Origin of the sequence: Ignavibacterium sp. (genome assembly GCF_025998815.1) — a bacterium.
GTDB lineage: Bacteria > Bacteroidota > Ignavibacteria > Ignavibacteriales > Ignavibacteriaceae > Ignavibacterium.
Map to the genome: position 1 here is coordinate 2,176,010 of NZ_AP026678.1, position 23,304 is coordinate 2,199,313.

The 23,304-nt window shown below is 32.9% G+C and carries 25 protein-coding genes; 18 read left to right on the forward strand and 7 right to left on the reverse strand.

The features are described from left to right. Positions 1-38: 38 nt before the first annotated feature. From Q0X14_RS09425 to Q0X14_RS09450, 6 genes are all read left to right on the forward strand, one after another. Complete coding sequence (locus Q0X14_RS09425; RefSeq protein WP_297837468.1) at positions 39-767, forward strand: hypothetical protein; 729 nt, start codon at positions 39-41, stop codon at positions 765-767. Continuing rightward, positions 764-1,381: an HAD family phosphatase gene (locus tag Q0X14_RS09430; protein WP_297837471.1), complete on the forward strand. Its 618-nt coding sequence runs from the start codon at positions 764-766 to the stop codon at positions 1,379-1,381. Before Q0X14_RS09425 ends, Q0X14_RS09430 begins: the two co-directional genes overlap by 4 nt. Beyond that, positions 1,378-2,313 carry a L,D-transpeptidase gene (locus tag Q0X14_RS09435; protein ID WP_297837474.1) on the forward strand — a complete coding sequence of 312 codons (936 nt, stop codon included), beginning with the start codon at positions 1,378-1,380 and terminating at the stop codon, positions 2,311-2,313. The genes Q0X14_RS09430 and Q0X14_RS09435 overlap by 4 nt, the downstream gene beginning before the upstream one ends. Positions 2,314-2,315: 2 nt before the next feature. Further along, complete coding sequence (locus Q0X14_RS09440; RefSeq protein ID WP_297837477.1) at positions 2,316-2,585, forward strand: GNAT family N-acetyltransferase; 270 nt, start codon at positions 2,316-2,318, stop codon at positions 2,583-2,585. A gap of 120 nt (positions 2,586-2,705) precedes the next feature. Beyond that, positions 2,706-4,805 (forward strand): prolyl oligopeptidase family serine peptidase, encoded by a 2,100-nt coding sequence (locus tag Q0X14_RS09445; RefSeq protein WP_297837479.1) that lies wholly within the window; start codon positions 2,706-2,708, stop codon positions 4,803-4,805. A 179-nt stretch (positions 4,806-4,984) separates the two neighbouring features. Next, positions 4,985-5,668, forward strand: a complete 684-nt coding sequence (locus tag Q0X14_RS09450) for a hypothetical protein (RefSeq protein WP_297837482.1) — start codon at positions 4,985-4,987, stop codon at positions 5,666-5,668. A gap of 103 nt (positions 5,669-5,771) precedes the next feature. On the opposite strand, the gene Q0X14_RS09455 is transcribed toward Q0X14_RS09450, so the two are convergent. Further along, positions 5,772-6,368, reverse strand: coding sequence for a hypothetical protein (locus Q0X14_RS09455; RefSeq protein ID WP_297837485.1), 597 nt, complete (start codon positions 6,366-6,368; stop codon positions 5,772-5,774). Positions 6,369-6,374: 6 nt separating this feature from the next. After that, on the reverse strand, positions 6,375-6,983 hold the full coding sequence (locus Q0X14_RS09460; protein WP_297837487.1) for a hypothetical protein: 609 nt from the start codon (positions 6,981-6,983) through the stop codon (positions 6,375-6,377). Positions 6,984-7,297: 314 nt separating this feature from the next. Here Q0X14_RS09460 and Q0X14_RS09465 point away from each other — a divergent pair, with 314 nt between their 5' ends. From Q0X14_RS09465 to Q0X14_RS09480, 4 genes are all read left to right on the forward strand, one after another. Next, complete coding sequence (locus Q0X14_RS09465) at positions 7,298-8,278, forward strand: NAD(P)H-quinone oxidoreductase (RefSeq protein WP_366522807.1); 981 nt, start codon at positions 7,298-7,300, stop codon at positions 8,276-8,278. Between the two features lie 60 nt (positions 8,279-8,338). Continuing rightward, entirely contained in the window at positions 8,339-9,043 is a 705-nt protein-coding gene (locus Q0X14_RS09470; RefSeq protein ID WP_297837491.1) for an SDR family oxidoreductase, read from the forward strand. A gap of 69 nt (positions 9,044-9,112) precedes the next feature. Next, positions 9,113-9,745, forward strand: a complete 633-nt coding sequence (locus tag Q0X14_RS09475; RefSeq protein WP_297837494.1) for an NUDIX hydrolase — start codon at positions 9,113-9,115, stop codon at positions 9,743-9,745. Positions 9,746-9,753: 8 nt separating this feature from the next. Further along, on the forward strand, positions 9,754-10,680 hold the full coding sequence (locus tag Q0X14_RS09480) for a tetratricopeptide repeat protein (RefSeq protein ID WP_297837495.1): 927 nt from the start codon (positions 9,754-9,756) through the stop codon (positions 10,678-10,680). A 27-nt stretch (positions 10,681-10,707) separates the two neighbouring features. On the opposite strand, the gene Q0X14_RS09485 is transcribed toward Q0X14_RS09480, so the two are convergent. The 5 genes from Q0X14_RS09485 to Q0X14_RS09505 all read right to left on the reverse strand — a co-directional run bounded on the left by Q0X14_RS09485 (position 10,708) and on the right by Q0X14_RS09505 (position 15,357). Continuing rightward, positions 10,708-11,007: a 4Fe-4S dicluster domain-containing protein gene (locus Q0X14_RS09485; RefSeq protein WP_297837498.1), complete on the reverse strand. Its 300-nt coding sequence runs from the start codon at positions 11,005-11,007 to the stop codon at positions 10,708-10,710. 136 nt (positions 11,008-11,143) lie between these two features. After that, positions 11,144-11,530: a hypothetical protein gene (locus Q0X14_RS09490; protein ID WP_297837500.1), complete on the reverse strand. Its 387-nt coding sequence runs from the start codon at positions 11,528-11,530 to the stop codon at positions 11,144-11,146. Between the two features lie 190 nt (positions 11,531-11,720). Continuing rightward, positions 11,721-13,112, reverse strand: a complete 1,392-nt coding sequence (locus Q0X14_RS09495; RefSeq protein WP_297837503.1) for an undecaprenyl-phosphate glucose phosphotransferase — start codon at positions 13,110-13,112, stop codon at positions 11,721-11,723. Continuing rightward, positions 13,109-14,239 carry a glycosyltransferase gene (locus Q0X14_RS09500; protein ID WP_297837504.1) on the reverse strand — a complete coding sequence of 377 codons (1,131 nt, stop codon included), beginning with the start codon at positions 14,237-14,239 and terminating at the stop codon, positions 13,109-13,111. Before Q0X14_RS09500 ends, Q0X14_RS09495 begins: the two co-directional genes overlap by 4 nt. Further along, complete coding sequence (locus tag Q0X14_RS09505) at positions 14,236-15,357, reverse strand: glycosyltransferase (RefSeq protein WP_297837507.1); 1,122 nt, start codon at positions 15,355-15,357, stop codon at positions 14,236-14,238. The genes Q0X14_RS09500 and Q0X14_RS09505 overlap by 4 nt, the downstream gene beginning before the upstream one ends. A 49-nt stretch (positions 15,358-15,406) precedes the next feature. On the opposite strand from Q0X14_RS09505, the gene Q0X14_RS09510 reads away from it, so the two are divergent. The 8 genes from Q0X14_RS09510 (at position 15,407) to htpX (ending at position 23,301) form a co-directional block, all read left to right on the forward strand. After that, positions 15,407-16,213, forward strand: a complete 807-nt coding sequence (locus tag Q0X14_RS09510) for a glycosyltransferase family 2 protein (protein ID WP_297837511.1) — start codon at positions 15,407-15,409, stop codon at positions 16,211-16,213. A 21-nt stretch (positions 16,214-16,234) separates the two neighbouring features. Further along, positions 16,235-17,599, forward strand: coding sequence for an oligosaccharide flippase family protein (locus tag Q0X14_RS09515; RefSeq protein WP_297837514.1), 1,365 nt, complete (start codon positions 16,235-16,237; stop codon positions 17,597-17,599). Next, positions 17,587-18,360, forward strand: coding sequence for a class I SAM-dependent methyltransferase (locus Q0X14_RS09520; RefSeq protein ID WP_297837516.1), 774 nt, complete (start codon positions 17,587-17,589; stop codon positions 18,358-18,360). Before Q0X14_RS09515 ends, Q0X14_RS09520 begins: the two co-directional genes overlap by 13 nt. Then, on the forward strand, positions 18,360-19,559 hold the full coding sequence (locus Q0X14_RS09525) for a glycosyltransferase family 9 protein (RefSeq protein WP_297837519.1): 1,200 nt from the start codon (positions 18,360-18,362) through the stop codon (positions 19,557-19,559). Before Q0X14_RS09520 ends, Q0X14_RS09525 begins: the two co-directional genes overlap by 1 nt. Before the next feature lie 118 nt (positions 19,560-19,677). Then, positions 19,678-20,508, forward strand: coding sequence for an FkbM family methyltransferase (locus tag Q0X14_RS09530; protein ID WP_297837522.1), 831 nt, complete (start codon positions 19,678-19,680; stop codon positions 20,506-20,508). Between the two features lie 438 nt (positions 20,509-20,946). Beyond that, entirely contained in the window at positions 20,947-21,843 is an 897-nt protein-coding gene (locus tag Q0X14_RS09535; RefSeq protein WP_297837525.1) for an NAD(+)/NADH kinase, read from the forward strand. After that, positions 21,840-22,349 carry a thioredoxin family protein gene (locus Q0X14_RS09540; RefSeq protein WP_297837528.1) on the forward strand — a complete coding sequence of 170 codons (510 nt, stop codon included), beginning with the start codon at positions 21,840-21,842 and terminating at the stop codon, positions 22,347-22,349. The genes Q0X14_RS09535 and Q0X14_RS09540 overlap by 4 nt, the downstream gene beginning before the upstream one ends. A 106-nt stretch (positions 22,350-22,455) precedes the next feature. Beyond that, positions 22,456-23,301 (forward strand): zinc metalloprotease HtpX, encoded by an 846-nt coding sequence (gene htpX, locus Q0X14_RS09545; protein ID WP_297837531.1) that lies wholly within the window; start codon positions 22,456-22,458, stop codon positions 23,299-23,301. Positions 23,302-23,304: the final 3 nt, after the last annotated feature.

Sequence of the window (23,304 nt, forward strand, 5' to 3'; positions counted from 1 at the left end):
TACCACTACAAATTAACCAAACAAGAAGGATCACAAAAATGAAATTCAAATCTCTTTTACTTTCGTTTTTAATTACAATGTTTTTATTTGTGAATGCATTTTCACAGAATGAAAATGCTGAATCAGATGAGCAGGCAAAATCAGTAATTGCAAAATATCTGGATGCAATTGGCGGAGCTGATGTAGTTAAAAACATCCAGGATAAAACTGTGATAATGCGCGGAACAGCTATGGATCAGGCAGTTACAATTATCATCAAGCAGAAACTCCCGAATAAACTTCGTCAGGATATCAAAGCCGGTGGTATGGATCAGGTTCTGATTTTTGATGGTGAAAAGGCTGTTATGAAAGTTGCAGGACAAACAATCAATATTGAAGGAAAGCAGCTCGAGCAATTAAAATTAGAATCAACCATGGAAATGTTGTTAAACCCTGAATTGCTGGGAATTAAATTAGCTTATGAAGGAACTGAAAAAGATGGTGAAAGTTTGTTGCACAAAGTGAAGTTTATTCTTCCTTCGGGTTTGAACTGGGTTGCTTACTTTGATGATGAAACAGGTCTCAAAGTAAAAGAAACAAAAGAAACAGAAACACAGATGGGACTCGTCACTCAGATTCTTGAATATTCCGATTATCAGGATGTTGACGGTATAAAAATTCCTTTTAAGATGAAACAATCATTCGGACCACAGAGTGTTGAGTTGACAATCAGCAGTGTAAAAATTAATAAAGGAATTCCTGACGAGACTTTTGTTATTTCCGAATGAGCAAAAGAAAATATTCTGCAATAGTATTTGACCTTGGTCAGGTTCTGATTCCATTTGACTATAATATTTTTATCCGTGCTGTTAACAAGCATAAAGCCGGACTTGGTGAAGAGTTTGTAAGAAAGTATAATCAGAATTACCATATTCATCGTGATTTTGAGCGCGGTAAAATTTCTGAAAAGGATTTTATCGCGCAGATGATTGAATGGCTTGAGCATAAAGTAACTGCCGAACAGTTTGTTAAATATTGGTCTTCAATTTTTTCACTTAATGAAAATGTAATTTCTTTGCTTCCAAAGCTCAAAGAAAAATACAGACTGTATCTTCTCTCGAATACAAATTCGATACATCAGAAATACGGTTATCAACATTACGATTTTCTGAAAATCTTTGACAAACTTTTTCTTTCTCACGAAGTCGGATTTGTTAAACCTGAAGAGGGTATTTACCGGGCAGTTGAAAGTTATTCAAAACTTCCGCCTGAAGAACACATCTTCATTGATGACATCGAAGAATATGTTGAAGCAGCAAAAAAAGTTGGATGGGACGGAGTTCAGTTTACGGGATATGATAATCTTGTTAAAGATTTTTCAGATAAAGGAATTTTATCTTGACAAAATCTCTTTTGAAATACTCGTTTCTGATATCAGCAATTGCCTTTTTAATCAAATGTTCTGATAATAAAAATTCTAACCAGGCAAAAGTACAGATTGATTCGACTATTAAAACACAAGACTCACTAATTTTAATTAAAGATACAATTCCCGCTTTGCCGTTAATTAATTACATTTTTATTTCTCCACCAAAGCAGAACAGATATAAATTTCTTATTGAAAATTATGATACAATCGGAGCCAAAATAATTTTAGCACTGAATCGTCTTGATGAAAGGTTTATAAGAAAACCAGATTCAATTGTTGTTCCTGATACTATAATAAATGATAAATTGCTCTACTCACCTTTTCCAAAACACATAGCACTATTAGAAAGTGTAAAAAAAATTCTTCTTGTTGATCAGCATATTCAGGCATTTGCAGCTTATGAGTATGGTAATCTTGTGAACTGGGGACCAACAAGCACAGGAAAGAGATCAACTCCGACACCTAATGGTTTATTTCACACAAACTGGAAAGCCAAAGAAACAATCAGCACAGATAATGAAGATTGGATTCTTCCTTGGTATTTTAATCTGGAAAATTTTCGTGGTATTTCGATACATCAATTTGAATTACCGGGTTATCCGGCAAGTCATGCTTGCGTAAGATTACTTGAAGAAGATGCTTTCTGGATTTACAACTGGGCGGAACAATGGATATTAACAAAGGACGGTGAATTTATTATAGCATATGGTACACCCGTAATCATTTATGGTCAGTATGATTTTAAAGGAATAAAACCCTGGTTACTTCTTCCGACTGAACCGGAAAAAGCGATGGTAAATGAAGATGAATTGAATGAAATCATAAACGAACATATCTTAACAATAATAAACAGACAGGAAGAACGAGAAAAAATTATTAATCCACAATTAAGTTTGAGTAATTGATTATGGAAGTAATACACGATAAAGTAAACAACAGATTTGTAATTAACATTGATGGACTGGATTCATTTGTTGAATATTCGCTTAATGAAAAAGAAATGAATCTTTATCACACTTATACTCCGCCTCAACTAAGAGGAAAAGGATTAGCTGAAAAAGTTGTTCGCGCTGCAATTGAATATGCAAAAGAAAACAGTTTAAAAGTAATTCCTTCTTGTTCTTATGTCGCTGTTTTTATGCAACGACATCCTGAATATTCTGAATTGTTAAAATAAATTTGTGATAATCTGTGTAATCTGTGGTTAAAGAATTTCCTCAGTTCAGGCGAATTGATATACGAAAATTCCGATTATTAAACTAAAACCGTGCAATTTTAATAACTGAAAGGATGTAAAATGAAACTGTTGAACTTCATTTTGTTAACAATAATCATCGCAACAACTTCATATTCGCAAATGAAATATCCTGAAACAAAAAAGGTTGAAGTAGTGGATAACTATCACGGAACGCTTGTAGCTGATCCTTACCGATGGCTTGAAGATGATAACTCCGAAGAGACAAAGGCGTGGGTTGAAGCACAGAACAAAGTTACATTTGAATATCTTTCTAAAATTCCATTCAGGGAAAAAATAAAAGAACGATTCACTGAGCTTTACAATTATCCCAAATACAGCGCACCATTCAGAGCAGGTGATAAATTTTATTTCTTCAAAAATGATGGTTTGCAAAATCAGAGCGTAATGTATGTAATGGATAAACTTGATGGCGAAGAAAAAGTTTTTCTTGACCCAAATAAGTTTGCTGAAGATGGAACAAAATCTCTTTCAAATTATTCTTTCTCAAAGGATGGAAAATGGTTTGCTTATGGTGTATCAACCGGTGGTTCTGACTGGGATGAATTTTTTGTTATGAATGCACAATCCGGAGATAAATTAAAAGACCATCTCAAATGGATAAAGTTTTCCGGAATCGCCTGGAAAGATAACGGATTTTATTACAGCAGATATCCCGAACCAACCGGCTCTGAACTTTCACAAAAAAATCAATTTGCAAAAGTTTATTACCATAAACTTGGGACAGATCAATCAGAAGATATTGTTATTTATGAAGACCCGACACGACCTGACAGGGGATTTTATGCAGGCACAACTGACGATGAACGCTTTCTCATCATTACTTTTTCAGAAGGAACAAGTAATAATGGACTGATTGTAAAAGATTTATCAAATCCAAAATCAGAATTTATAACCATCGTTGATGATTTAAATAATAATTACGGTGTTGTTGATAATGTCGGAGATAAACTATTGGTATTAACGGATTATAAAGCACCAAAGTATCGTTTGATTTTAATAGATCCAAAAAATCCTTCGCGTGAAAACTGGAAGGATGTAATTCCTGAATCAAATAATGTGCTTCAATCCGTTCAGATAATCGGAGAAAAGCTGGTTGCAAAATATATGCAGGATGCAAGTCATCATGTTTATCTTTTCAGTCTTGATGGAAAACCCGAAGGTGAAATAAAGTTACCTGCATTAGGTACTGTGGGGTTTTCGGGAAGAAGAGACGATAACATTGCATTTTATTCTTTCACATCATTCACATATCCCGGAACTATTTTTAAGTTTGATGTGAACTCAAATAAATCTGAACTTTATAAACAAATAGAACTCAATTTTGATTTTGATAACTATGAAACAAAACAGGTATTCTATACAAGCAAGGATGGAACAAAGATTCCGATGTTCATAGTACATAAAAAAGGATTAAAGCTTGATGGAAATAATCCAACTTACCTTTACAGCTATGGTGGATTTAATATTTCATTACTTCCTTCTTTCAGTACTTCGAGATTAATTTTTCTTGAAAACGGTGGAGTGTTTGCAATGCCAAATATTCGCGGTGGTGGTGAGTATGGCGAAGAATGGCACAAAGCAGGTATGCTTGATAAAAAACAAAATGTGTTTGATGATTTTATTTCCGCTGCTGAATATCTAATTAAAGAAGGATACACTAATCCGAACAAACTTGCTTGTGCAGGCGGTTCTAACGGTGGATTATTAATTGGTGCTGTAATTAATCAAAGACCAGAACTATTTAAAGTTGCTCTTCCTGCAGTTGGAGTTATGGATATGCTTCGATTCCATAAATTTACAATAGGTTATTATTGGGTAGTTGAGTACGGCTCAAGTGATGACCCTGAACAATTCAAATTTCTTTATGAATATTCTCCTCTTCACAACATAAAAGAAAACTTAAACTATCCTGCAGTGCTTGTAACAACTGCAGATCACGATGACCGAGTTGTACCGGCACATTCTTTCAAATACATTGCAACACTTCAGGAAAAATATAAAGGTGAAAATCCTGTTCTTATCAGAATAGAAACTAAAGCAGGACACGGTGCCGGGAAACCTACTTCAAAAATAATTGAAGAAGTTGCTGATGTCTGGTCATTTGTGTTTTATAATTTGGGAATCGAGCCAAAATATTAAAATCAATAATGTTTAGTCCTTGCTGAAACGACATAAGTGGCGACAACCTTGTCGCCATTTTTATTAAAACTAATTCTACGACTCTAATTCTTTAGTTTATGTTAAAAAAATGAAGAATATTTTTTCGAATCCTTCTGGCAAAATGATTGCATAATCCTGAACAAACAGGAGGAAACAAATTGAAAAAAATATCATTTACTTTATTGACACTCATCTTTTTTACACAAATAAATTATGCGCAAACAGCACCTGCATTGTTTGCTCATCCAAAAGTATCAGCCGGATTTTTACTTGGTTACACAGATAATATCGGAGGAAATGTTTACGGAACAATTTCTAATTTTTCTTATGATGTTCCGCTTTCATTAAGATTTTCTCTCGGCTACACAATAACTGATGCAGGCAAACCACTTGACGCAAGAAAAGTTTTTATAAATGATGCAACAAACGGAACTCCTGAAGAGTCTGGTTATATCTGGGAGTTCAGACTTGATTTTACTTATCCTGTAAAATTATTTTCTCTGAATAAGACCAACATCATAATAGGTCCGAGATATTCTATGTTCACCGGAAATTTCAAGTTTATCGGCGGAAATGAATTCTTTGATGTTACTGCAGATCAATGGGGAATCGGAACCGGACTTGAAACTCATCTTGGTATTTCACCTAATATGAGTTTTGTTGTCGCAGCAGGATTTGATTACTATTTCCAATCAAAGCTTCTTGGACACGATACTGCATATAGTCCCGATGGACAAAATGTAAATCCAAGACAGGGATATTCATATCAGGATGCAGACGATGCAGTTAATCAACCCAAATATGAATTCAGAATTATGGGTGGCTTAAACTTTAATTTCTGATTAAGAGAAGTAAAGAGACCGGAGGAGTGAACAAAAAGAGCTGTTATCATTTCTGATACAGCTCTTTTTCATTTTAAAGTTCTGTTGAATAGAATAATTGAAGTTATTTGCTGTAGAAGATTATATAATGATTATCAAAGATATCATGATAAGCGATCCAGACTCTTGTAACAGAACTCCAATAAATTTTTTCATCCATTGTAAATTGATTTTCAGGAACTTCGATATTTGGTGAATCATAATTTCTGCTTAATGTTTCTATTCCAAAATTAACTCTTGCTGCGAAAGATGTAGGGTCTACCAATGATGTTCCTGAAGCATTGTAGTATATCCAGCTAACTTTCTGAATTGAGCTATCACTGTTAAGAGCAATTGTTGGAACAATTATCGGACAATTTCTGAATGCCGGACTTTGATCCGGTATATTGAAATTAAAGTTTTGTCCCTTAAAATTAATTCTGTAAACACCACCAATTGGTAGTGATTCAATTATCAATCGGGAAAAGTAAACAGTTGTATTCCATTGCTGAAGATATTTTGTTTGCTCAGATACAGAAGGAACCGCTGGATTCCAGGGATAATAAAATTCAACTGATTGAGGAACATTATTTTCCTGAGCCGAGAATGCAAGCTTCCAACCACTATATTCTAACGGAGGCATGAAAGATGGCGTAAGATTATTTCCGAAATTTCCTCCCATATAAAACTATAACACCTGAAGTCTGTAGAATTTATTTTCGAGCAAATCAATTTTACCATTTCCATCAACATCGGGATTTCTGACTATGGGATAGAAGAAGTCATCAAACATTGAAAGTATCTGCTGTTCTTCTTCATTCAACTGAATTTCTGTACCAAGTGGATTGTGCGTCGGAGAGCCGATTTTATTATTCAGAATAATATTCTGTAAATCAATGGTTGTTACATCATCAGAAATTTTAATTAGCGGAATCGATTCAAAACCATCTTTCAAACATAAGAACCCGAGATAGTTATCATTTGGTCCCGCAAAAATCATGAAAGCTGGCTTTCCCTTCTCAACCTCAATTGAAAATTTTCCATCAACTACATTAGCAATGTTATAATAACCCTGTGGATAGAAAACAATTACTTTTGAAATCATGGAATCAGAAAAAATTTTTTGTCCATTGTTGAACTTAATCATTCCATCTTTATAGAGGGCTGAAATATTTCCTTTCAGAACAAGTTTGTTCTGGTTAGCGGGATTAACAATCTCATCATCTTTATTGCACGAAGCAAAAAGAATCAGAGACGAAATAAGTAATACAAACCAAAGTGAAAATTGTTTTAACATAATTTACTCCAATAAAATTTTAAGTGTAGATTAAATAAAAATCGGAATAAAAAGTTGTTTGAAAGAAAGACTCCGGGAATCAATAGAATGGTTCTCAGAGTATCAGAAACAACAGGTTGAATAATTTTTCTAATACTCATAACAAAAGTTTTCTGAACTGCTTTGTTAACTTAATTAACTAAATTTATATGTTAAAATTTCAATTATTATGCCTTACGATTAAGAATTAGAGTATTTATAATCATCAAAGTTTTATTAAATTTTTTCAACATTGTTTTACACCAATTAATTATTAAGTCAAAGACATGGAAAAAATGAAAGCAATTTTGTTCGATGAACCTTGTGCTGCAGACAAACTTTACATTGGTGAATTTCCAAAACCTGAAGTTGGTGAAGAAGAAATTCTTGTTGAAGTGAAAGCAACTGCACTTAATCGTGCTGATATACTACAACGGCTGGGTAAATATCCACCACCAACCGGAGCCAGTCCGATTCTTGGATTAGAGATTGCCGGCGTTGTTGTTGCAAAAGGTTCGAAAGTATTTAAATGGAAAACCGGAGATAAAGTTTTTGGTTTAATACCAGGCGGAGGTTATGCTCAGTATGCAGTCATTCATGAAGAAATGGCAATGCGCATTCCGGATAAACTAAGCTTCGAAGAAGCTGCTGCAATTCCCGAAGCATTCTTAACTTCATATCAGGCAATTGTGTGGCTTGCAGAACTTAAAGCGAATGAGTTCATTCTCATTCACGCTGCTGCAAGCGGAGTTGGAACAGCTGCAATTCAGCTCGCTCGTGAAATTGGTGCAAAGATTATTATTACAGCATCTGCAGAAAAACATTTTATCTGCAAAGAACTTGGTGCTGATGTTCTGATTGATTACAAATCCCAAAACTTCAAAGATGTGGTTTTGAACGCTACTAATAATTACGGTGTTGATGTAATTATTGATTTTATCGGCGCAAATTACTTTAATGATAACATTGATTCTCTCACAAGAGACGGAAGATTAATTTTACTCGCAACTTTAAGTGGTGGTAAAGTTAATGAGTTTGATGTAAGACAGATTCTTACTAAGCGATTGAAAATTGTCGGCTCAACTTTGCGTTCAAGGTCACTTGATTATCAGATAAAGCTGACAAAAGATTTTTACAATTTTGCTTATGATAAAATTTCTTCGGGAAGAATAAAAACAATTATTGATAAGGTTTTTGATTGGACTGATGTTTCGGAAGCACATAAAAGAATGGAAGCGAACAAAAATATCGGTAAGATTGTTCTGAGAATTAATTAAATTGAATTAAACTAATAACAGTTAATTTTAAAATTCACAGAAGATTAATAAGGAGAAGCAATGCAAATAAAAGATAGTATTTTTATTGTCACCGGTGGTAGTGCCGGAATTGGTAAAGCAACAGCAAAAATGCTTGCTGAAAAAGGCGGAAAAGTTTTAATCACCGGAAGAAACAAAGAAAAATTAGAATTGGTGGCAAAAGAAATCGGTGCAATTGCTGTTCAGGCTGATGTTGCAAAAGAAAAAGATGTTATGAAAACATATGATGTTTTAATGAAAGAATTTGGTAAACTCGATTGTCTTATTAACAATGCCGGAATTGGTGGCAAATGGGAAGATGTATTCAACCTTTCAAATCAGAATTTTCTTGATGTGTATTCTGTAAATGTTTTTGGTGCTGCACTTATGGCAAGAGAAGCAGCCAAAATTTTCAAACAACAGAATTATGGCAACATTGTGAACATCTCTTCCACAGCCGGCACAAAAGGTTTTTCTAACGGAACAGTTTATTCATCTTCCAAATTTGCTTTGCGTGGAATGACTCAATGCTGGCAGGCAGAGTTAAGAAAATATAATGTGCGTGTAATACTTGTTAATCCAAGCGAAGTAACAACGGCTTTTGGTAATGACGAAAGAGTTGAAAGACCTGAAGTGAAGAATAAACTTCGTCCGGTTGAAATCGCGCATACAATAGTTTCTGCACTTGAGATGGACGACAGAGGTTTTATTCCCGAAGTAACTGTGTGGGCAACAAATCCTTTTTAGAAAAGCAATTGGAAAATATATTTACTACTTATACGACAAACACACTTAGATTCAATTAGAAAATATTATATGGAAAAGAATAACTCATCAATTAAATGGCTTGAGATTGCAAGAGAAATTCAGCAGCTGTCACAAACAGGTCTTGCATTTGCCACAAATGATTATGAGAAGAAAAGATATACAAGACTTATTGAGATTGTATCTGAAATTATTGAAAATCATACTCAGCTTGAAAAAGAATCTGTTCAAAAATATCTGATGAATCATCCCGGCTATGCAACACCAAAGATTGATGTTCGTGCTGCAGTAATAAAAGATAATCAAATTCTGCTGGTACAGGAATCAACAGATAAATGTTGGGCAATGCCTGGTGGTTGGGCTGATGTTGGAGATATTCCGTCGCAGGTAGCAATAAGAGAAACAAAAGAAGAAAGCGGTTATGATGTAATTCCAAGAAAAGTAGTTGGTGTTTTTGATGCAAACAGACTTGGCGGACATCTTGAACTCTTCCATGCATTCAAAATTGTTTTTCTATGTGATTTAATTGGTGGTGAAGCCAGAACAAGCGATGAAACACTTGATGTAAAATTTTTTCCCTTAGATAAACTTCCACCATTATCATTAAACAGAACAAATGAAAAACATATTGAAGAAATCAAACTACATCTTACAGACAATCTTCGCCCGACCTTTTTTGATTAAATAGAACTATGAAAAAAATTTTTATAATATTTTTATTAAATCTTTTCGGATGCAGCTTTTTCAATCAGCAGTATTATGAAAATGCATATAAAGAATACTCAGACGGAAATTACCAGACAGCATTGTATTACATGGATGAAATTATCAAAGAGAATGAAAATGTTTACGAAGTATTTGTATTAAGAAGTAAGGTAAATCTTAAACTAGGTAATACTGAGCAGGCAGAAAAAGATATTCAAAAAGCATTGCAAATTCATGAAGATTACGAAGCGCATTTTATTATGGGGAAAATTCTTTATGATAAATCTGATTTTAATAATGCTCTTTATCATTTTACACAATCGGTAGAATTTAATAACCGGTTTACAGAGGGGTATCTGAATCGAGCTTACACTTATTATAAACTTAATGACTTTGAAAAAGCAATCGCAGATTACGAAAAAGCGTACGAACTGGATCAAAACAGTTCCGTGCCTTTAGTTAACATGGGATTTATTTATGGCTTAATCGGTAAAAATGATCTCGCAATAGAATATTATTCAAAAGCTATAACAGTTAATCCGGGTGATTTTAATGCTCATTATAACCGTGCTGTTGAATATTTAGCTCAAAGAAGAAACAACGAAGCATTAAATGATTTGTTAAGTGCTTCGGAACTGGATAATAAAAACACCGATTTATTATTCCTTATTGCAGAAACAAGAACAAAGTTAAAAGATTATCAGAATGCATTTAACGACTATACAAAAATTCTTTTAACTGATTCACTCAACTCACTTGCATACTATCAGCGCGGACTAATTAATATTGAATTGAAAAGAGAAAAAGCAGCGTGCGATGATTTTAAGAAAGCCGGTGAACTGGGTTACTTTGATGCTTATGAACAGATAAAAAAATATTGCACTAAAAAACCTCCTGTGAAGAAAAGGAAATAAAAAAGGGAGCCGAAACTCCCTTAAATCTTACCTTCCTACTTTATCCAGAAATTCTTTCTTTGCCATCAGTTGCTCTTTGGTTTCCTGACGGTTTGGATCCATTATTATTGCATCAGAAGGACAAGCAGGAATACATTGTGGAGAATCATAAAATCCGACACATTCGGTGCATTTATCAGGTGCAATGTATGTGTGTTCTTCATTTAATGGATCGTGTGACTCGCCAGCAAGAATCCATGGATCACCTGCATTGTAGATTGCGTTGTTCGGACATTCAACTTCACAAGCATTGCAGGAAATACAATCATCTGTAATAAATACTGCCATAAAGTTCCCCTTATAGTTTTGAATAGATTTTTTCGTGCGTTGTAAACTTAATCATTTTTTATAATCTGTCATTTAAAATAAAAAGGATTGTCGTGTAAATCACACAACAATCCATTAGAATCGAAATAACAAAGCTCTAATCAATTTTTATTGGTTCCTGTTTTACAGGCACTCCGTTTATCTCCAGAATCTTAACAATGTTCCTCATTCTGTTAATAGAGGGCCAATATGTTCCAACTACTTTCACCTTATACTTATTACCTCTCGAAAACATAGGATAAAGTTCATCAGCATTTTTCTTCTCGTGATAATAATTGTTCTCATTCAAAAATACTTCATCAGGTGTGAATATAAGATATTTTGATGGCTCGGTTCCGAATCTTTCTTTGTTCACTATTTCTATTGTGATTATTTCCTGAGTAAGGTATGGCTCAAAGAATAAATAGCCAAAATAAACCACAAGCACAAGAATTAATATTCCGAAAAAAACAGATAGCTTAAAAAGTTTATTTGCTATGAACATTCTTTATCTCCTGATATATATTTTTTAGTTATTAAAATTCGGATAAACATTTAACAACAGGTATCGGTCAACTTCTGAAAAATCAAAATTTGAACCAGAGAAATATTTTTATTTTGTAAAAATTGACAACTTATCTTTCAAAAAGATGTTAAAATTTCATTTAACAGATGTAACTATTACAAGAATTCATTCAAACGGCATTCGTCTTTCCGGTTATCATCTGCCAGACAGTCATCATAATGATCTGCAAATCAAGTTTGAAAGACCAGTTTTCGATATACCATAAATCATACTTGATTCGTTGCAAAGTTCTTTTTCTGTTCTCTTCTTCATCGGGAACATCACCGCGATAACCATGAACCTGTGCCCAACCGGTTATTCCGGGCTTTACATTATGTCTCAACTTAATCGCTTCAAAATACTCGCTGTATTTGTTATGAAAAGGAATTGGATGAGGTCTTGGTCCAACAACAGACATTTCTCCTTTGAGAACATTAAAGAACTGAGGAAGCTCGTCAATGTTAGACCTTCTTAAAAATTTACCGATTGGTGTAACCCGTGGGTCATCTTCAGTGACAGGTTTAAACTCAACTTTCTGCATTTCAGTTCTCATCGTTCTGAACTTATAGCATTTGAATTTCTGATCACGAACACCAACTCTTTCCTGCAAATAAAATACAGGACCTTTTGAACTGATTTTAATCAACAAAGCAATCAAAGGAAACAACCAGCTGAAGATGAAGATTATCACGAACAAAGAGAAAACAATATCAAAACTTCTTTTCAGAAATCTTCTGCTTGCTTCTTCAAGAGGTTCATCGCGCGCAGTGATTACAGGGAATGAGCCAATTGAACTTACCTGAAACCGGTTTGAAAGAAATCTGAAATAATCAGGAATGAGGTGAACTTTAACAGCGTTGATGTTGCAGATACGGATGATTTCATCCAGCAGAGATGATTCTTCTTCAGGTAAAGTTATAACAACATCTTCAATCTGATATGATTTAAGAATTTTATCCAGTTCAGAAATTTTGCCAAGATAGTTTTCATCGGATTTTTCATCATCAACAAATCCAATAAATCTGTAACCGAATTCCGGAACATCGCAGATTGTTTCTTTAAAGTTTTTACCTGTCTCGCCGGCTCCAACTATTATCAGATTTCTGACGCTTATTCCCTTTTTGTGTAATTGCTTTAGAGATTTTTTAAATATTATAGTGCGAATGCTTATTGCAATTGTTAGAAACACTCCAAGATAAACAATAAAGTTTCTTGTGAATAAATCTTCTTTAACAAAGAAGATAAATGCAATAGTAATCAATACCTGAACGATTGAGCTTTTGACGATATTGAAAAACTGAGTCGAAAATCTTCTTGTGAAAAAATCATTATAAAATCCGGAAAGATTTGTGTAAAAGTACCAGACAAGATTCAGCAAAGCGAGAAGTATAAACATATAATTGCGCTGAAGCAGAATTTCCCACGACTGTGCAAGAACTGCAGATAGAATAAAAACAAGATTAAGCAGAATTAAATCGCTAAGTAACCTGGCAATTTTAATTGTTCTTTTATTTACAATCATTTGCGTGAGTTCTTTCCGAAGAATTGTTCAATCTTTTCATCAACATAGTTTTTCATATTCTGTTCAAATATTTGTCGGCTGAATTTTCTTGTATGCTCTGCAATCTCTTTATGATTAAAAGTGTCTTCAATCTTTTCGAATCTTTTTATTGCATCTTTAATATCTTCTACTGTTTGTTCATTAAATAATATTCCTGTTTTGCCGTCAATAACAGTTTCGGCAGTACCGCCTTTATTCAAGGCAATAACAGGCGTTCCGCAAGCCATTGCTTCAACAACTACGATTCCAAAATCCTCTTCGGCTGCAAAAACAAAAGCTTTGGCTTTTTGCATTAAATCCTTTAAAGCCTGTTCATCCTGATAACCAAGAAATTCTACATTAATAAGAAATTTATTTTTCAATTTCTCCAGCTCAGGTCCGGTTCCGGCAATAATTAATCTTTTGTCCGGCATTTGTGCAAATGCTTCAATAATTAAGTCAATTCTTTTGTAAGGAACTAATCTTGAAGCTACAAAATAGTAATCATCTTTCTGTTCAACACAAGTAAATTTATCAACATCAACAGGAGGATAAATCACTGTTGATTCACGATTGTAAATTCTTTTTAATTTTTCAGCGATGTAATTTGAATTAGCAAGAAGATAATCCGGTCGCTTTGCGGTTTTCAAATCCCATTTTCTAAGATAGTTAAGAATTTTTGTTGCGATAATTTTTTTTATACCACGATTTAGTTTCGCAGCTTCAAAGTATGTCTCAGCTTCATCCCAAATGTAACGCATCGGCGAATGACAATAGCTGATGTGCAATTGATTTTGCTTTTTGCGAACACCTTTTGTAACTGCATGCGAGCTTGAGATAATCACATCATAGTTGCTGAAATTTAAACGCTCAATTGCCAGTGGAAATAGTGGCAGATATGATCTGAATTTTTTTTCAGCAAAAGGCAGTTTCTGAATGAAAGTTGTATTAGCGTGTTTTCCTTTAAGAATTATCTTCCGATGTTCATCATTAAGAAAATCTACGAGTGCAAAAACATCGGCATCTTTCCAGATGTTTGTGAATGATTCAAAAACTCTTTCACCACCAGCATAAAACACGAGCCACTCGTGAACCAAAGCTATTTTCATAATAAATATTTTTCGTAAACTTCTTTTAACTTAAAAATCATTTTTTGCTCTGTAAATTTATCTAAAAATATCTTGCGGGCATTATCGGAGAGTTTCTTATAGTTATCAGATTCACTTTTGATTTCAATTATTTTTTGAGAAGCTTGTGATCTATTTCGCAAATCGAATAAAAAGCCGTTAACATTATTCTGAACCACTTCATTATTTCCCCTTACATCTGAAGCAACAATTGGCAGAGCGCACATCAAAGATTCCAACAAAGTGTAAGGAAGTCCTTCACTTAAAGAAGTTGAAAGATAAACATCTGCTGCTTGTAAATATTCAACCGGGTTGTTAACAAAACCTGGGAGTAAAATATTTTTCATTTCTCTATGCTCGATCATATTAACAATTTCTTTTTTCTCTTCACCATCTCCGGCAAGAACGAAAAATATTTCATTGTGCGATTTAAGCATCGAGGCAATTTCCACAAAAGCTTTAACATTTTTTGTTTTATCAAAACGGCTGATGTTCATAACAATAAATTTATCTTCAGGCAGATTGAGTTTTTTTCTTAAGGTTATTTTATCAACTGGCTTAAACTCATCTTTGATTCCATTATATATTACAACCGATTTCTTTTCATCATAAATCTTAATTGCGAGACAAGGTACTCTTTCGCTTTCGGAAACATTTATAAAAAGATCAGTAAGCATTGAAAGTGTTTTTTCAATCAGAATATAAATTTGCTTTGATAATGAATTATAAGTTTCGATGTGAAATCCATGCCAGGTAAAAATGATTTTTAAAGAGGGCAAAAATAATTTTAACAACCGGGCATAAATTCCCGCTCCTTTGCCGTGTGCGTGAACAACTCTGATTTTATTTTTTCTGACATAACCGATTAATCGGAAGAAATGAATTAAAGAAAATCTTCTGTGCGGTAGTTGAAAGAATTTATCTTTCAATTCATTGAGCCACTTAATTCCAAAAGGTTCATCAACAGGTGAAGCTATAAAAAAACTGAAATCATCTTTAAGATTTTCAAAAACAGAATTCAGATGCTTTGAGCCACCGCCAATATCTGAACGAAGTGTTATCAGCAAAATGTTTTTATTCTGCTTAAGGTTAATGGTCATAAAGTTGATTTATTTATAGTATTTTTGACACAATAATTACAGAACATTGATGAAAATAAGTGTAATCACTCCGACATATAATTCTGAGAAAACTATTGCTTCAAATATAAATTCAATAGTTGCACAGACTTATAATAACTTCGAACATATTATCGTTGACAATAAGAGTTCTGATTCTACTTTAACATTAGCCAAAGAAATCTATTCAAAAAATAATTGCATCGAAAAACTAATCATAATTTCCGAGAAAGATGATGGGATTGCAGACGCTTTTAACAAAGGAATCAGTAAAGCTTCGGGTGAAATAATAACTATTCTGAACAGTGATGACAGCTATTTTTATTTCAATTTGTTTAAGGATGTTATAAAAATCTTTGAAGAGAAAAATGTTTTGTTTGTTCACGGAGACATTCTTTTTAAGGATAGAAAATTTGGCACTAATGTAAGAAAACCTTTGATGTACGATGTAAGAGTTGCAATGCCTTTTAACCATCCTACAATGTTTTTCAGGAAAGAAGTTTTCAATAAAGTCGGATTGTTTGATAAGAACTTTCGCTATTCAATGGACTTTGAGTTTATTTGCCGACTGATAAAGAAATATGATTTAGAAAAATCGGGATATTATTTTGATGTAAATCCAATGGTTGTAATGAGCGCAGGCGGAGCTTCGTGGTTAAATGAAATAAAGTCAATTAAAGAAACGAAGATTGCACTAAAGAAACATAACTATTGGAATCTGAAAGCATTTTTTCATTATTCAATGAGAATTTTCAGAACTTATGCAAAAAAAGTTTTTGCTAAACTTGGATTGAATTTTATTGTAAAGCTATGGCGTAAATTCAAATGGTCGAAATGATAATCAAGGGTGAGTAATTTATTGAATATTAATTTCAACATAAAAGAGCTTTTAAGAATAGGAACAGGTTCAAGAACAGAAAAAGCTAAAAAGAATATTGTTGTTCTTTTTATAATTCATATCTTCAATTTCATTTCATTGATGGCGCTTGTACCAATCACAATTAAGTATCTTGGAGAAAATCAATATGGAATCTGGCTTACATTATCTTCAGTTTTTATGTGGCTTGGCAATCTTGATTTTGGAATCGGCAATGGATTAAGAAACAAACTCGCCGAGTCATTTGCAAAGGAGGATTTTCAATCTGCAAAAAAATATTTGAGTACAGCTTATGCCGTTTTTGCAATTGGAATTTTTTCATCCTTAATTATTTATCTGATCGTTCATCCGTTTCTTAACTGGGTCTTTATTCTTAATGCCGGAAATTATGATGTAAAATCTCTAAATAATTTTGTTCTGATAGTTTTTGTCTTTTTTGCGTTTCAGTTTTTATTAAGATTATTAACCTCTCTGATAAACGCTGATCAAAAGCCAGCTTTGAATGGTTTTATAACGCTTTGCATCAATATATTAACATTAGCTGTTGTTCTGCTTCTTTACCTGATTTCAAAATCATCCTTATACTTGTATGGATTTATAATCAGTATAATTCCATTTGCCGTTTTATTGATTGCGTCTTACATTTTATTCAAAGGCAGATACAAACACATTGCGCCATCATTTAAATCTATTGATTTGAAAAGTTCACGGAGTCTTGTTTCACTTGGTATGCAATTTTTTGTGATTCAGATTTCTGCGTTAATTGTTTTTGCAACTGATAATCTTATAATCACTCATTTATATGATCCTTCGCAAGTTACGATTTACAATATTGCTCATAAATATTTTTTCTTTATTACATTGGTGTTTAATGTTTTTCTCTCTCCGTTCTGGAGTGCATTTACGGATGCATTTGTTAAATTGGATTTTGAGTGGATAAAACAAGTTATCAAAAGACTCGTTCAGGTTTGGGCATTGCTTTCAATTGCAACAATAGTAATGATTTTAGTTTCGGATTTAGTTTACTCGATCTGGATTGGAAGTGAAATAAAAATTCCGTTTTCACTTTCGGTTGCAATGGGAATTTTTATGATCATCAGCAACTGGAACAACATTTTCGCATTCTTTCTGAATGGAGTTGGAAAAATCCGATTGCAATTTTACTATTCAATATTTGCTGCGGTTATAAACATTCCCCTTTCTATTTTTCTAGCGAAGCAAATGGAAATGGGAATTACAGGGGTAATTACTGCAACAATAATTTGCATTGGATTTGCATCAATCTGGGCACCGATTCAATACAAAAAAATTATTACACGAACAGCAAAAGGAATATGGAACAGATAAATTGTAAAATCTGTGGCAATACATCATCGCTTGCATTTACTGAAAAAGTTTTGAACAAGTATGATGTAAAATATTTTAAATGTAATTCCTGTGAATATTTATTCACAGAAAATCCTTACTGGCTTGATGAAGCTTATAAAAGTCCAATCAACATTTCAGATACCGGAATAATGATGAGAAATATTTATTTCTCTAAAATCGTTTCCTCAATTATTTATTTCTGTTTTGATAAATCAGCAAAGTTTCTGGATTATGCCGGTGGATATGGAATTTTCACAAGACTTATGCGTGACATCGGATTTGATTTTTACTGGCACGATGACTACACAACAAATCTTTTAGCAAGAGGATTTGAAAAATCTGATTCCAAATATGAATTGCTAACTGCATTTGAAGTGTTTGAGCATTTTGATAAACCTGTTGATGAACTTAATAAAATGCTCAAGCATTCGGATAGCATTTTGTTTTCAACTGTTACCTTGCCAAAAGATATTCCTTCAAAGGATTGGTGGTATTATGGCTTCGAACACGGACAGCATATTTCTTTTTATTCAGATAAAACTTTAAGAACTCTTGCAGAAAAATTTGGATTGAATTTCTATCCGTTCAAAAATCTTTTCCTGATGGCTAAGAAAAAATTAAATCCTTTTAAGTTAAAACTGATTTTTATTCTTTCTCACTTTGGTTTGAATATTTACATAAAGTTAAGGATGAATTCTCTTACTGAATCAGATAATAAAAATATGCTTAAGCTTCACTGATGGAAAAAGTCCAACTGATATTTATAAAAATCGGTAATCTTATAAATTTTATTATCACATCATTGATAATAAAAATACTTCATTTGAAACAACGCGAGATTATTCCCAAAACATCATTACTTATCAGATTAGATTCTATCGGCGATTATATTCTGGTTCAAAACTTTTTTTCTTTTTTCAGAAATCATCCTGTTTACCAGGATTATAAAGTCACACTTTGCGGCAATATTATCTGGAAAGACCTTGCGGAATATCTTAATGAAGACATATTTGATTCATTTATCTGGATTAACAGAAAAAAATTCAGATGGAATTTCTTTTACAAATATTCATTACTTAAACAAATCTTTAAAGCAGGATATGAAACTGTAATTGAAACTACATTCACAAGGGAAATATTGTTTGGAGATACAATAGTTAAAGCATCAAAAGCAAAAGAAAGAATTGGTTCAACAGGAAGTCCAGACAGCCATCTCAAATGGAAAAGAAAAATTTTCTCTGATGACTATTACACGAAGTTGATAACTCAAAGTGAAAAAAACATTTTTGAGTTTTACCGCAATAAAGAATTTTTTGAAAAAGTTTTGAAAATCAAAATTGACATAACCAAACCATCAATGAATTTTGAAAAAGTAGAATACAAATTCCCTGTTGAAAATGAATTTATTGTTATTGTTCCCGGGGCACAGGAAAAAGCAAGAAGATGGTCTGAAAAAAATTTTAAGCAGTTGATTGAACATTTACTTAAAGAATATCATTACGATATTTTATTAGCAGGTTCAACTTCGGAAAAAATTATTATAAAGAAAATCATAGACAGAATTAATTCTCAAAGGGTTTTTGATATTTCAGGCAAAACCACATTAACCCAGTTTGGCAAAATTATTTCAAAGGCAAAACTGCTGATATCTAACGAAACAAGCGCTGTGCATTTTGCTGCAGCAGTTAATATACCTTTTATTTGTATATCGAACGGACAACGATTTGGAAGATTTATGCCTTATCCTAACGATATGAAAGTATTTGGGAAATTTATTTTTCCAACTGTAATTGAAAATCATTTAAATGACAGGCAATATTTAGAAAGAAATTTTAGGTTTAACTCGAATTTGGATATTAATGAAATAAGTTTGGATAGATTAAAGAACGAAATAAATAAATTTATAATAAGTAATTTAAAAGGTATAAATAATGTTTAGTCAACAGGTATTTAATCAGCTAATAAAAAAACGAAAGAAGAACTTAATATCAAAAATTATTATAAGGTTACTTGAAATATTAAGAGATCTTCTTATAAAATTTAATTCTAAGAGGCTTGTGAGATATGAATTAGATGGTTTTGATATTTTAATTCCATTAAAACATGACCTTCCAATAATTAAAAGAATTTTCCCCTTTTATAATTCGAATATTGGAAGAACTGCACGGTATCTAAAAGAAAAGTATTCTGAATTTCAAGCGGTAGATGTCGGAGCTAACATTGGCGACACTGCAATAATTATTAAATCACAAATTGATGTGCCAATTTTATGTGTTGAAGGTGATAAATTTTATTTTGATCTACTCAAGAAAAACACAGCAAATCTTAAAAATATAGTTTATGATAATTCATTTGTTGGAACTGACGAAAAAGTAGAAATTAATTTTCTTAATTATAAAGGCAGCGCAAGATTGGCAGTAAATGAAAAACCGAACCAAACAATTGAATTTAAATCTTTAATAAATATAGTAAGCTCATATAAAGGATTTGATAATATAAAGTTTCTAAAAATCGATACCGATGGATTTGATTGTAAAATTATTAGAGAAAATGTTGGCTTTATTGAAAAATTTAAACCCGTAATATTTTTTGAGTATGATCCTTATTTCTTGGATCTTAACAAAGAGAATGGTCTAACTGTATTTCAGACACTACTCGGTTTGGGTTACAATAAAGCCTTAATTTATAATAACACCGGTGAATTTTTACTCTCACTAACTTTAAGTAATAAACAGCTTTTAGAAGAATTGCATTTATATTACTCCGGAAGACAAAGTGATATGTATATGGATATTTGTGTATTTCATTCGGAAGATAATGATCTTGCCGAACGGATAAGGATTCTCGAAATGGATTTATTTGGGTCCTATAAACTGTTCAATATTTAGAATAAGATCTCCACAGTAGTTAGTAGTATAAAACATTTCATACCTATGGACTTCAAAAAGATCATAAAGATTTAATGTCGATAGATCAAACACCGAATAATAAAATAATATCCCTTTGAGGACCAGACATTAACCTCAATTAGCTATCTAACGATTGCTTTATTGTTTCTTCTATCAGCCTTAAGATTAATCTAATATTACTTAAATATAATAGATATAAAATAAATCTTTATTTTTTGCAGATCCGAATTTTTAACGGAAGAGTCTTCTGAATAGTCTGGTGGATTATTAAAATCGCAACCCCACAAATAAAATAATATACCCCTGAAAATGAAGAGATAATGTTTATTAACCATTGTAGCCTCCTGGTAATTTGTTATTATAAAGCTTGTGAAATAATTTATATATATTTATATGTGTCAATTTTAAAATGAAGTTATGCAAGTCGGAATCGTTGCCAACATAACAAAAGAAAGTGTGATGGAAGTTGTTGCTACTTTCATCAGGAAATTAAAAGATAATAAGCTTGATTATCTGCTAACTCATTCACTTAATGAACGAGATGGTAAAGTAAAAATTGAAATTGATGATGAATTTATTGTTGACGACTCTGATCTTTATCAGCAAAGTGACTTAATAATTTCTTTCGGCGGCGATGGAACTATGCTTGCAACTGCATTCAATGCCCAAAAGTTTGATAAACCGGTTCTGGGTATTAATCTCGGCAAACTCGGATTTCTTGTTGAAGCAGATGTTGCTCATCTTGATGTGGTAATTGATACGATTAAAAATAAAAAATACACAATCGAAGAAAGAATGATTATTGAAGGTAATTGCTCAGATTATGAATGCGAAAAAATGATTGCAATAAATGACCTTGTAATTGATAAAGGCGGCTGGCCCAAAATGATTGAACTTACAGTCTGGGTTGACGGTGAATATGTTACAACTTTCACTGCAGACGGTCTTATTGCTGCGACTCCGACTGGTTCAACAGGTTATTCAATTTCGGTTGGCGGACCAATAGTAAATCCCAAAGCAGATGTGATCACTCTGTCTCCTATTTCACCTCACAGCTTAACGATAAGACCAATTGTTCTGCCGAGCAAAAGTGAAATTACAATTAAAGCCGATTCACTTCACAGGGATATAAAAGTAAATTGTGATGGTCAGCGCTCATATTCCTTTCCACCTCCGATGGAGATAATAATAAAGAAGAGTGAAAAATCATTAAAGCTTGTTCATACTTCATTAACAACTTATTTCCAAACATTACGAACAAAACTTCTTTGGGGAATTGATACAAGATATTCGAATAAGGAAAATAAGAAATGAAAAATTTCATAATTGCAATTCTGTTATTCGCTTCAGGAATTTCTGAAGCTCAGCAGTTCAAAAATACAACAATAGACACTGTAAAGAATAAGAAAATGTTAATTGGTTACTGCACAAGAGAAGCATTTCAGGATACTGCTTTTAAGGATTGGTTTGATGAAAGTTACAATTCCTATCAACCGGATTTCGAAATACTTGATAAGTTGGAAGGTAAACTTGAAGACATTTCAATAACAATTGTAATGGGTACCTGGTGCAGTGATTCAAGAGAACAAGTACCTTCATTCTACAAAATTTTGGATGAGATTAATTATCCCTCTGAAAAAGTAAAACTTATTTGTGTTGACAGAAAGAAAAAGGGATTATCAAACGAAGCCGATGATTTGAATATCGAATTAGTCCCCACAATTATCTTTTATCGCAACGGCGAAGAAATCGGTAGAATAATTGAAACTCCACAGGAAAGTTTAGAGAAGGATTTGCTGGGAATAGTAAGCAATCTTTAATGAAACATTTTCAACTTAATCACATCTAATTCTGAAAAAATCTATTTACCTTGACAGTGCATTTTTGCACTGATAAATTTGCTACAGAAAATTAATAAGGAGAAAAATGAACGCAATTAAAACAGTATTCTTAATGTCATTGATGATGGCTTTATTCCTGGTTGTTGGTTATCTGCTCGGTGGTAAATCAGGAATGACCATCGCTTTTATATTTTCACTTGCAATGAACTTTGGTTCATATTGGTTTTCGGACAAAATTGTTCTGGCTATGTATCGTGCAAAGCCAGTAACAAGAGAAGAAGCTCCGAGATTCTATGATATGGTTGAAAGACTTGCAAAGAATGCAAACCTGCCGATGCCCAAAGTTTATATAATTAACGACCCTACTCCGAATGCATTTGCAACCGGAAGAAATCCACAGAACGCAGCGGTTGCGGCTACAACAGGAATTCTTCAAACATTAAATGATGAAGAAATAGCCGGTGTAATGGCTCACGAACTTGCGCATGTTAAGCACAGAGATATTCTGATCAGCACAATTGCTGCCACTTTAGTGGGAACAATTTCATACATTGCACAAATGGCTGGCTGGCTTGCAATGTTCGGAAGAAATGATGACAGAGAAGGAGGAAGTGGTTTGGGAGGTTTATTCTTAATTATTTTATCACCAATTATTGCCATGATGCTTCAAATGGCAATCTCAAGATCAAGAGAATATATGGCAGATGAAGGTGGTGCAAAGATTAGCGGAAATCCATTAGCATTGGCTAATGCCCTCGCAAAAATTTCTCGTGCAAATCAGGTTCATCATATGCGTGATGTTAATCCTGCAACAGCTCATATGTTTATAATCAGTCCGTTGTTTGGAGGATTGGGCAAATTATTTTCAACACATCCACCTGTTGAAGAAAGAATAAAAAGACTTCAGGAGCTTGCAGCGGGAAGAAGATAAAAA

Excerpts from the sequence above, each read along its gene's own strand:
- Q0X14_RS09430 (WP_297837471.1), top strand. The coding sequence starts at position 764 with ATGAGCAAAAGAAAATATTCTGCAATAGTATTTGACCTTGGTCAGGTT.
- Q0X14_RS09540 (WP_297837528.1), top strand. The coding sequence starts at position 21,840 with ATGAAAAATTTCATAATTGCAATTCTGTTATTCGCTTCAGGAATTTCT.
- Q0X14_RS09510 (WP_297837511.1), top strand. The coding sequence starts at position 15,407 with ATGAAAATAAGTGTAATCACTCCGACATATAATTCTGAGAAAACTATT.
- Q0X14_RS09525 (WP_297837519.1), top strand. The coding sequence starts at position 18,360 with ATGGAAAAAGTCCAACTGATATTTATAAAAATCGGTAATCTTATAAAT.
- Q0X14_RS09470 (WP_297837491.1), top strand. The coding sequence starts at position 8,339 with ATGCAAATAAAAGATAGTATTTTTATTGTCACCGGTGGTAGTGCCGGA.
- Q0X14_RS09495 (WP_297837503.1), bottom strand. The coding sequence starts at position 13,112 with ATGATTGTAAATAAAAGAACAATTAAAATTGCCAGGTTACTTAGCGAT.
- htpX (WP_297837531.1), top strand. The coding sequence starts at position 22,456 with ATGAACGCAATTAAAACAGTATTCTTAATGTCATTGATGATGGCTTTA.
- Q0X14_RS09465 (WP_366522807.1), top strand. The coding sequence starts at position 7,298 with ATGAAAGCAATTTTGTTCGATGAACCTTGTGCTGCAGACAAACTTTAC.
- Q0X14_RS09505 (WP_297837507.1), bottom strand. The coding sequence starts at position 15,357 with ATGACCATTAACCTTAAGCAGAATAAAAACATTTTGCTGATAACACTT.
- Q0X14_RS09485 (WP_297837498.1), bottom strand. The coding sequence starts at position 11,007 with ATGGCAGTATTTATTACAGATGATTGTATTTCCTGCAATGCTTGTGAA.
- Q0X14_RS09490 (WP_297837500.1), bottom strand. The coding sequence starts at position 11,530 with ATGTTCATAGCAAATAAACTTTTTAAGCTATCTGTTTTTTTCGGAATA.
- Q0X14_RS09500 (WP_297837504.1), bottom strand. The coding sequence starts at position 14,239 with ATGAAAATAGCTTTGGTTCACGAGTGGCTCGTGTTTTATGCTGGTGGT.
- Q0X14_RS09455 (WP_297837485.1), bottom strand. The coding sequence starts at position 6,368 with ATGGGAGGAAATTTCGGAAATAATCTTACGCCATCTTTCATGCCTCCG.
- Q0X14_RS09440 (WP_297837477.1), top strand. The coding sequence starts at position 2,316 with ATGGAAGTAATACACGATAAAGTAAACAACAGATTTGTAATTAACATT.
- Q0X14_RS09520 (WP_297837516.1), top strand. The coding sequence starts at position 17,587 with ATGGAACAGATAAATTGTAAAATCTGTGGCAATACATCATCGCTTGCA.
- Q0X14_RS09475 (WP_297837494.1), top strand. The coding sequence starts at position 9,113 with ATGGAAAAGAATAACTCATCAATTAAATGGCTTGAGATTGCAAGAGAA.
- Q0X14_RS09445 (WP_297837479.1), top strand. The coding sequence starts at position 2,706 with ATGAAACTGTTGAACTTCATTTTGTTAACAATAATCATCGCAACAACT.
- Q0X14_RS09480 (WP_297837495.1), top strand. The coding sequence starts at position 9,754 with ATGAAAAAAATTTTTATAATATTTTTATTAAATCTTTTCGGATGCAGC.
- Q0X14_RS09425 (WP_297837468.1), top strand. The coding sequence starts at position 39 with ATGAAATTCAAATCTCTTTTACTTTCGTTTTTAATTACAATGTTTTTA.
- Q0X14_RS09535 (WP_297837525.1), top strand. The coding sequence starts at position 20,947 with ATGCAAGTCGGAATCGTTGCCAACATAACAAAAGAAAGTGTGATGGAA.
- Q0X14_RS09460 (WP_297837487.1), bottom strand. The coding sequence starts at position 6,983 with ATGTTAAAACAATTTTCACTTTGGTTTGTATTACTTATTTCGTCTCTG.